The 8,914-nt window shown below is 61.0% G+C and carries 10 protein-coding genes and 2 pseudogenes; 6 read left to right on the top strand and 6 right to left on the bottom strand.

The window, feature by feature from the left end:
* Nucleotides 1-118 (top strand): annotated as a pseudogene (locus DA373_RS15635) (IS5/IS1182 family transposase); the annotation flags it as partial.
* A gap of 8 nt (nt 119-126) precedes the next feature.
* Here the strand turns inward: DA373_RS15635 and slyD are convergent.
* Both slyD and DA373_RS15625 read right to left on the bottom strand, forming a co-directional pair.
* Nucleotides 127-645, bottom strand: coding sequence for a peptidylprolyl isomerase (gene slyD, locus DA373_RS15630; protein WP_107853207.1), 519 nt, complete (start codon nt 643-645; stop codon nt 127-129).
* Nucleotides 646-882: 237 nt separating this feature from the next.
* Nucleotides 883-1,083, bottom strand: a complete 201-nt coding sequence (locus tag DA373_RS15625; RefSeq protein WP_107853206.1) for a YheV family putative zinc ribbon protein — start codon at nt 1,081-1,083, stop codon at nt 883-885.
* Nucleotides 1,084-1,146: 63 nt separating this feature from the next.
* On the opposite strand from DA373_RS15625, the gene DA373_RS15620 reads away from it, so the two are divergent.
* Genes DA373_RS15620 through DA373_RS15605 form a run of 4 tightly spaced genes read left to right on the top strand, consistent with a single transcriptional unit; the run spans nt 1,147 to nt 5,039 of the window.
* The gene (locus tag DA373_RS15620; RefSeq protein WP_107853205.1) at nt 1,147-1,836 is read left to right on the top strand and encodes a hypothetical protein; all 690 of its coding nucleotides are present in this window, start codon (nt 1,147-1,149) and stop codon (nt 1,834-1,836) included.
* A 31-nt stretch (nt 1,837-1,867) separates the two neighbouring features.
* Nucleotides 1,868-3,766 carry an ABC transporter ATP-binding protein gene (locus DA373_RS15615; protein ID WP_107853204.1) on the top strand — a complete coding sequence of 633 codons (1,899 nt, stop codon included), beginning with the start codon at nt 1,868-1,870 and terminating at the stop codon, nt 3,764-3,766.
* The gene (locus tag DA373_RS15610) at nt 3,763-4,188 is read left to right on the top strand and encodes a TIGR02444 family protein (protein ID WP_107853203.1); all 426 of its coding nucleotides are present in this window, start codon (nt 3,763-3,765) and stop codon (nt 4,186-4,188) included. Before DA373_RS15615 ends, DA373_RS15610 begins: the two co-directional genes overlap by 4 nt.
* Nucleotides 4,189-4,199: 11 nt before the next feature.
* Complete coding sequence (locus DA373_RS15605; protein ID WP_107853202.1) at nt 4,200-5,039, top strand: 23S rRNA (adenine(2030)-N(6))-methyltransferase RlmJ; 840 nt, start codon at nt 4,200-4,202, stop codon at nt 5,037-5,039.
* 351 nt (nt 5,040-5,390) lie between these two features.
* Here DA373_RS15605 and DA373_RS15600 read toward each other — a convergent pair whose 3' ends face one another.
* The 3 genes from DA373_RS15600 to DA373_RS15590 form a co-directional block, all read right to left on the bottom strand.
* Nucleotides 5,391-6,251 (bottom strand): LysR substrate-binding domain-containing protein, encoded by an 861-nt coding sequence (locus DA373_RS15600; protein ID WP_269801431.1) that lies wholly within the window; start codon nt 6,249-6,251, stop codon nt 5,391-5,393.
* Between the two features lie 42 nt (nt 6,252-6,293).
* Nucleotides 6,294-7,397: a 1-acyl-sn-glycerol-3-phosphate acyltransferase gene (locus DA373_RS15595; protein WP_107853200.1), complete on the bottom strand. Its 1,104-nt coding sequence runs from the start codon at nt 7,395-7,397 to the stop codon at nt 6,294-6,296.
* A 77-nt stretch (nt 7,398-7,474) separates the two neighbouring features.
* Entirely contained in the window at nt 7,475-8,062 is a 588-nt protein-coding gene (locus DA373_RS15590) for a LysE family translocator (protein ID WP_107853199.1), read from the bottom strand.
* 97 nt (nt 8,063-8,159) lie between these two features.
* Between DA373_RS15590 and DA373_RS15585 the strand changes: the two genes are divergently transcribed.
* Nucleotides 8,160-8,840: a YheT family hydrolase gene (locus DA373_RS15585; protein ID WP_107853198.1), complete on the top strand. Its 681-nt coding sequence runs from the start codon at nt 8,160-8,162 to the stop codon at nt 8,838-8,840.
* Here DA373_RS15585 and DA373_RS15580 read toward each other — a convergent pair.
* Nucleotides 8,797-8,914, bottom strand: a pseudogene (locus DA373_RS15580) (IS5/IS1182 family transposase); the annotation flags it as partial. The gene DA373_RS15585 and the pseudogene DA373_RS15580 overlap by 44 nt on opposite strands.

Raw genomic sequence — 8,914 nt, 5'->3', positions numbered from 1 at the left:
CTCATTTGCTTGGCTGGAGAAGTGTCGGAGGCTGTGGAAGAACTGCGAGCGCAAGCTCAATACGAGCTTGCAGTTCATCCACTTGGCATTTTTGGTTTTGCTATTACGGAGATCGTAAACAGGTTCTTAGTGGTGGTGACCGCAGCAGCCGCCGCCGTGCTCATGATCATGGTCGTGATCATGTTCGCCGTGCACATGGCCGTGGGCCAGCTCTTCCTCGGTGGCCTCGCGCACTTCGCGCACCACGCCCCTGAAAGACAGGGTCATGCCCGCCAGCGGGTGGTTGCCGTCCACTTTTACGTACTCTTCGGCCACTTCCAGAATGGTCACCGGGCGATGACCGTCATCGGTCTCGGCCACAAAGGTGTCGCCTTCGGCCACTTCCATGCCGTCGAACAGCTCGCCGGGCACCGACTGCACCAGGGCTTCGTCGTAGTCACCGTAAGCCTGATCCGGACTCAGGGTCACCTCGAAGTCTTCGCCGACCACCTTGCCGTTGAGTTCGGTTTCAAGACCGGTCACCAGAAAGCCGGTACCGTGCAGGTATTGCAGCGGCTGCTTGTTTTCGGTGGAGTCCAGGATTTCGCCATCGGCGTTGGTCACGGTGAAGTCCAGTGTTACCACTGCATTGTCGGATACTTTCATGGGATTGGCCCTGCTTCAAAATGGTGGCTCATAGAATACATGATGGGAAGGCGGGATGAAACGCAAGGCTGTCATATTAAAAATGGCCCCGAAGGGCCATTTGGCGGCAGAATTCAAGAAAACACAGGGAATGGAACTTGGGCTCTGCCGGGGAGCAGTCTAGCCCGAAAGCCTTCGCCCACCAACCCACGGGTGACCGGTCGCCCGAAAAGCATACAAAAAGCAGGGGTAATGGTCTCACTCGGGCCGGAACACACCAATAATGTCGCCACTGCCGGCAGATTCCACCTGCTGCTCGGTCTGGCTTTGGTGATGACCGCAGTGCACGCACTCGACCTTCTCGACACCATGCTCCATATACAGCATCATGGTGTCCGCCGACTGGCATTTCGGACAGACGGCACCGGCAATAAACCGTTTTCTGCGACGGGTTTCCATTAAAGGGGATCCTGTACAATTGCTCATTCTTTAAAATTCTCCGCCAAAAACGAACCAACCACAATGACCGCAAGCGCCCATTACAGCATTCATCATCAGCTTTTCGATCTGCCTCACTTAACCCCCGGCAAACGCCGCCGTCCTATCAAGGGAGTGCTGTTGCTGGTACACCAAGGTTCGGGGCTGCTGCAGCTCGGTCGTCAGCATTTTCCGTTGACCACGAATGAAGCCGCCTTTCTGCCTGCCGGCACCCTGTTTGCCTGGCACGCCCTGGCGGACAGCCGGGTCAGCCGCATCGAGCTCTCCTGCCGGCTGCCCCAGCCCGGGCAGGCCGGTCGCTTTCAGCCCAGCGCGCTGCTGGCGGCCATTGCCGGCAAACTGGCCGGCTGGCAGGGAGAGCAGGCCTGGCAGGGAGCTTACGGCCGGCTGTGCCGGGCCCTGCATGACGAGCTGCCGGTCCAACAGCTATTGCCGTTTGAGTCGATGACAGATCTGCCCGCCCGGGTGGCGGCCAATCCGGCCGGTTTTTCCCTTGCCGATGACGAGCAACAGGCTTTCAGGGCATTGTTTGGCTGCGACGCCGACAACTGGCGGCGCCAGTATGCCCTGCTGCAGATGCTGCGGGAGCTGTCCGGGGCCGCAGACCCGGATGCCCTCGCCCGGGCCCATGGCTTTGCCTCCTTTCCCCAGTTCGAGCAGGATTGCCGCCACTGGCTGGGAAGCCCCTGTCATACCGGGGGCAAAACCGGGTAAAATAGCGCTTTTGCATTAATGTCGGGTTTCTATGATCACCCTCAGCCAGATTGAATTGCTTCGGGGCGGCCGCCCCCTGTTGAAAGACGCCAGCGCCACCATTCACGGCGGCCAGAAGGTCGGCCTGGTGGGCAAGAACGGCTGCGGCAAGTCCACCCTGTTTGCCCTGCTCAAGGGCGAACTCACCGTCGACAGCGGCCAGTTCGGCCTGCCCGCCGACTGGCAGCTGGCCAGCGTGGCTCAGGAAACCCCGGCGCTGGACTGCTCCGCCCTCGACTACGTGATCGACGGCGATCGGGAATACCGCCGCCTGTGCCGGGAGCTTGAAACCGCCGAGACCCGCCACGACGGCATTGCCATGGCCGAGCTGCACGGCAGGCTCGAAACCCACGGCGGTTACCATATTCACGCCAGGGCCGCGGCGCTGCTGCACGGCCTGGGGTTCGCCAACGACGCCCACACCCGGCCGGTCAGCGACTTCTCCGGTGGCTGGCGCATGCGACTCAACCTGGCCCAGGCGCTGATCTGCCGATCCGATCTGCTGCTGCTCGATGAGCCCACCAACCACCTGGATCTGGATGCGGTGATCTGGCTGGAGCGCTGGCTGAAAAGCTATGACGGCACCCTGATTTTGATCTCCCACGACCGGGACTTTCTCGACGCCGTGGTGGGCCGCATTATTCATATCGAAAACAGCCAGCTCAACGAATATACCGGCAACTACTCCGACTTTGAACGCATGCGTGCCGAACAGCTGGCGCTGCAGCAGTCGCTGTATGAAAAACAGCAGCGGGCGATGAGCCATATGCAGAGCTATGTGGACCGCTTTCGCTACAAGGCCAGCAAGGCCAAGCAGGCCCAGAGCCGGCTCAAGGCCATGGAGAAGATGGAGCGCATTCTGCCCGCCCACGTCGACTCACCGTTCAGCTTCAGCTTTCGCCCCCCCGCCAGCCTGCCGGTGCCGCTGATCGCCATGGAAAAACTGGCCGCCGGTTACGGCGACCGGGAAATTCTGTCCAACATCAAACTCAATCTGGTGCCCGGCTCACGCATCGGCCTGCTGGGCCGCAACGGTGCCGGCAAATCCACCTTTATCAAGCTGCTGGCGGGCGAGCTGACGCCGCTGCACGGCAAGCTGGAAGCCAGCAGAGGCGTGGCCCTGGGGTATTTTGCCCAGCACCAGCTGGAAAGCCTGCACCCTCAGGAGTCGGCCCTCACCCACCTGGCCCGGCTCGCTCCCAAAGCCACCGAGCAGAGCCTGCGGGATTACCTGGGTGGTTTCGATTTTCACGGCGACAAGGTGAAAGAGCCGGTAGGCCCCTTTTCCGGCGGCGAAAAAGCCCGGCTGGTACTGGCGCTTATCGTCTATCAGAAGCCCAATCTGCTGCTGCTGGATGAGCCCACCAACCACCTGGATCTGGACATGCGCGAGGCGCTTACCCTGGCGCTGCAGGCCTTTGAGGGCGCCATGGTGATAGTGTCTCACGACCGTCACCTGCTGCGCGCCACCACCGACGAGTTCTATCTGGTCGACAGTGGCAAGGTTGAGCCCTTTGACGGCGATCTCGACGACTACCACCAGTGGCTGACCGAGCAGGACAAGACGGAACAGCCCGCCGACACGACCGCAGCCGGGGACAACTCGGCCCAGGCGCGCAAGGCGGAAAAACGCCGTCAGGCCGAGCTGCGCCAGCAGACCCAGCCCCTGCGCAAGGCCATCACCAAGCTGGAAAAGGACATGGAGCGCTGCCAGCAGCAACTGGCCGGCATTGAACAGCAGCTGGCAGATCCGGATATTTACGCCGCCGAGCACAAGGCCCGGTTGCAGCAGCTGCTGAAGGATCAGAGCCCGCTGCAGCAACAGCTGGCCGAGGCGGAGATGGAATGGCTGGAGCTGCAGGAGCAGCTGGAAACCCTGGAGCAGTCATGATCGACGCCGATGCGCTGTGGCGGTTCAGCGAGCAACACTACGGTCGCCCCGGAGTGGCCACCGCCTGCCTTCAGCTACAGGACGAACACGGCGCCAACGTCAACCTGCTGCTGCTGCTGTTGCTGCTGGAACAGCGGGGCCTGACCGTAGACCTGGCGCCCTTTTGGCCGGTGCTTGAAAGCCGCCGAGAGCTGTTTGCCCACTGGCGCGCCCTGCGCCGGCGGCTCAAGCCCGGACTCGGCGGCGACGACTACGCCCGGCTGCTGCAACACGAGCTGGAGCTGGAACGCTGGCAGCAGCAAGAGCTGCTGACGGTATTGAGCACCACTCCACCGCGCCCGGGCAGCGGTGCCCTGCTTGCTTATCTCAACTCGCTGCAGGTGGCCGACGGGCCGCTGTGGCAGCTTAAACTCGCCGGTTAAGAGACATTTTCATGCTTAGTTATCGTCACGCCTTTCACGCCGGCAATCACGCCGACGTACTCAAACACGCGGTGCAGGCCTTTATTCTTGAGTCGCTGTGCGCCAAGGACAAGGGCTACAGCTATATCGACACTCACTCCGGTGCCGGCGGCTATACCCTGAGCCACGAGTGGACCCAGAAAAAGGCGGAATATCAGGGCGGCATTGCCCGGCTCTGGCACGAGCAGCAAAAGTGGCCGCAACTGGCCGGCTATTTCGATGCCATTCGCGCCATGAACTCGGGCGAGGCGCTGGAGCACTATCCGGGCTCGCCCCTGGTGGCGGCCCATTTTCAGCGCCCCCAGGACAGACTCACCCTGATGGAGCTGCACCACAACGAGGTGGAGCTGCTGCGCCAGAACCTGGGCCGGGATGGCGTGGCCATTCATCACAGAGACGGTTTTGAAGGCCTGGTGGGCCTGTTGCCCCCCACGCCCAAGCGGGGCCTGGTGCTGATCGATCCGCCCTATGAGCTGAAGGAAGACTACCGGCGGGTGGCCGATACCCTCAAAAAAGCCCACAAGCGCTGGCCCATCGGTATTTACGCCATCTGGTACCCGCTGCTGGCCAAGGCCGTGGATCGCAGCGAAGGGCTGAAAACCGCCCTGGCCAATGTGGGGTTCGAGCAAGTGCTGTGCGCCGAGCTGAGGGTGCAGGCCCAGGCCGATGACTTTGGCATGCATGGCTCCGGCATGATAGTGCTCAACCCGCCCTGGAAGCTGGATGAAAAGCTCGCTGAGCTGCTGCCCGCATTAAGCCAGACCCTGGCTCAGGACAACCAGGCCGGCTTTACCCTGGAATGGCTGAAATAAACTAATCGTTTGCGAAGCAGTGCACTACCGTCGGTCAAAGCGCACTGCTTCTCCGGCACGCTGTAAATACATCCATGTACGCTCCGTCGCGTCATCCCTGACGCGAAGGGCACGGCGAAGCAGACACCCTTTGCCCTCCTAAGAATACTCGGAGCTGACTGACAACACGCAGACAACGCCGATGTTGACCGAAGCAGCAGTGGGGATTGCCGGAGCCGACCATAAAATGCCATGGATGGCATTTTCGAGCGTTACATGGAAGTACTTGGAGCGTGTCGGCGGAGCGCAGCCGCACTGCTGCTTCGTGGGCTCAAAACTCAGCAAGCGACCGCCTGCTCCAGTCCCCAATCCCTATTCCCGGTCTTGAAGCGCTTCCTGCTTTAACCAGTCACGTACCATGGCAATGTCATTGAGGCGGGGGGAGTCGGGATGCCACACCAGATAATAGCGGTGTTTGGGCGTGAGTTCGGTGGCAAAGGGCCGGCACAGCCGGCCCTGACGCAGCAGATCCGCCACCAGCACAGAGCGGCTGAGCGCCACCCCCTGCCCCGCCAGCACCATCTCCAGCCCCAGGTTGCCGTCGTCCACGGTGAGCTGGCGGCAGCGGGGCAATATGTGCTCATTGCCACTCAGGGCCAGCCAGTTGGCCCAGCTTACGCCGGCGTATTCCGGACCGGCCACCAGAGGCAGGCTGATCAGGTCTGGAACTTCCCGTAACCGGGGTGCCAGCACCGGCGCACACACCGGAAAGGCGGTGTCGCTCATCAGCCACTCGCTTTCTAACCCCGGGTAGTTGCCTTCGCCATAGCGAATGGCCAGATCGACCTCGCCGCCGGAAAAGTCGGCCAGCTGCTGGCTGGGGTGCAGACGCAGTTCAAGGTGAGGATGACATTCGGCAAAGCGCCACAGCCTTGGCATCAGCCAGCGCGCCGCCAGTGACGGCAGCACGCTGAGCTGCAGCGGCCCGGCGGCGGGCTGCATCAGCTGGTTTAAACCGCGCTCCAGCATGGCCAGCCCCTGCTCGGCAAAGGGCAATAGTGTTCTTCCCTCGCCCGTAAGCACCATACCGGCGCCCCGGCGCACAAACAGCCGGCAACCGAGAGAAGCTTCAAGGTTGCGGATTTGCTGACTGACCGCCGCCTGGGTCACGCACAACTCGGTGGCGGCGGCGGAGTAACTGCCATGGCGGGCGGCCACGGCAAATACCCGCAGTCCGCTCAGCCGGCTGGCCGTTATCAGGCGGGGATCCAGCCTTTACCCCTTGTTCAGCACCGGCCGGGCATACATGGCCAGCACCCGTTCACGCAACTCGGCAGGAACCAGACTCATGCGCTGCTCAAAATCCTGGCGGACACCCGCATCCACCTCGGCAGTCTGACCTGCCGCCAGCAGGTTGCTGGGAAACAGGTGGTAGTTGGCATGAATTTCCCGATCCACCGCCCGGGCCAGCTCGTCGGCGTTGTCGAACTCACCGGTCAGAGGACGGCCAAAAGCCACATGAACCCGGCCCTTCTGACCGGTAATACCCTGCACTATGCTTTGAATGTCCTCGAACTCGCTCTTCTCATAAGCACCATGAGTTTCCTTGGCATGCAGTTCCCGAGCCTTGGCCACATCACCGGGATCGTACTCATAGGAAATGGACACCGGCACCAGATTCAGACTGCGAATATAGTCGCTGAAGGGAATTTTCTGCCGCTTGCCTTCCATATAGAACATTTTGAGAATGGCCGGATCCGTCTTGTCGTCCCCGTCCTTGGCCCGCCCTTCCTTCTGGGCAATCCAGATGGAATGACCGTCGTCGAGGGAGTGCCGCAGGTAGGCGGACAGCTCGCTGAAGGCCTTCATCATTTCCCGCGGCCCTTTGGCGGAGCGCTTGACGATAAAACTCTTGTTGAGCTTCATCAGCTCGGTGGAGCAGGGTTTACGCAGCAGGTTGTCGCCGATGGCGATGCGCACCGTGTCCATATTGTGGGTATAGAGCCCCCAGTTGACAAAAGCCGGGTCGAGAGCAATGTCCCTGTGATTGGAAATAAACAGGTAACCGGTGCTGGAGTTCAGGTGCTCCAGCCCGGAGTAGGTCACCCCCGCCGTGGTGCTGGAAATCATCTTTTCCATAAATTTGGCCACTTCCAGCTGCACTTGCTGCACGCTGTTCACATGGCGCCAGCGCCAGCCAAGGTAGAGCCGGATCAGCCGTTTCACCAGGCCACCGCCCAGGCGGGACAGCGCAGAAAAGCGATAGCGTGCAATGGCGCCGATAAACTCATCGTCGGCAATCAGGCGCTCAATAGCACCCGCGACCTCGTCATCCCGGTAGGGTCGAATATCTTTAAACAAATCTGTGTCAGAAACCATGAAAGCCCTGGATCGAAGACAAAAAACCGGCCAGATTTTACACCCTTTGCGTCCAAACTCTAACGGTTAACCACAAATCAGTACCAGATCATGGCCACGCAGGCCGCCGTCAGTACGCCCATCACCATATTAAAACGCCGCCAGTCGGTCTCGGTGCGCAACCAGCGGCGCACCCGCATGCCAATCAGGGTCCAGAGGTGGCCGGTGACCAGGCCAAAAAACAGAAACACAGCCAGCACAATCCAGGCCGAGGGCCAATACTGCTCGCCGGCCAGGGTAAAGCCACTGATTGCCGATACCGCCATCAGCCAGGACTTGGGGTTGAGAAACTGAAACAGCGCCCCCTGCCTCCAGCTCATCTGATGTTCACCGGCACCGGGTGGTGGCGCCATGGCAATGCGCCAGGCCAGCCACAGCAAATAGCCGCTGCCGGCCAGTTTCAGTCCCCACTGCAGCGCCGGCCACAGTTCAAACAGCCGCCCCAGTCCGAGCGCGGTCAGCAGCAACAGTCCCTGCAGGCCGAGCATAATGCCCAGCAGCAGCCTGAGTGAGGCCAGGTAACCGCAGCGGGTGCCGGAGCTGGCCAGTAACATGTTATTGGGGCCGGGCGTACCGCAGGCCGCCAGGGCGAATCCGGCCACCGGGCCGAGCAGGGCTATATCCATAATTGATAGACTGAAACCTCGTGATCCCTTTGTTTTACTCGATTTTATCGCCGCCGCCCAGTATTTTAACCGGGTCGATATTCCGGCTCAGGACACCATGATATACCCAAGCCAATTCCGGCCTCCCTGGTGGGCCCGTAACCCACACCTGCAGACCATACTGGCCCGTTACCTGCACCGTACTCGCCAGCCATTCAGGAGCGAGCGGCTGGAGCTGCCCGACGGTGACTTTGTGGATCTGGCCTGGGCCACACCGTTACAGGATGCACAACGCCCGCTGGTGGTGCTGTTTCACGGCCTGGAAGGCTGTGTGCAGTCTCATTATGTGCAGGGCATGATGGCGGCACTGCATGCTCAGGGCTGGCAGCCGGTGCTGATGCACTTTCGCGGCTGCAGCGGTGAACCCAACCGGCTGCTGCGGGCCTACCATTCCGGCGCCATTGAAGATCCGTCCTTTGTGCTCAACACTCTGCGCCAGCGCTTTCCCGGCCGGCCCATGGCCGCCATCGGCTATTCACTGGGCGGCAATATGCTGATTAATTATCTGGCTTTCCACCCGCGCAACCCGCTGTGCACCGCCGTGGTGGTCTCGGCGCCCCTTATGCTGGCAGCCTGCGCCGAGCGCATCGACCAGGGTTTGTCGCGCCTGTATCAGCACTACCTGCTGGGTCGTATGAAGCACAACTGGCAACAGCGGCTGGCCCGTCATTCAGGTGCCGGTTTTAAGAACCTGTTTACGATCTCCGTAATAGCAAAACCAAAAATGCCAAGTGGATGAACTGCAAGCTCGTATTGAGCTTGCGCTCGCAGTTCTTCCACAGCCTCCGACACTTCTCCAGCCAAGCAAATGAG

Origin of the sequence: Oceanimonas marisflavi (assembly GCF_003049725.1) — a bacterium.
GTDB lineage: Bacteria > Pseudomonadota > Gammaproteobacteria > Enterobacterales > Aeromonadaceae > Oceanimonas > Oceanimonas marisflavi.
The sequence above is the reverse complement of the archived record's forward strand: the minus strand, read 5'-3'. Positions and strand labels throughout refer to the sequence as shown.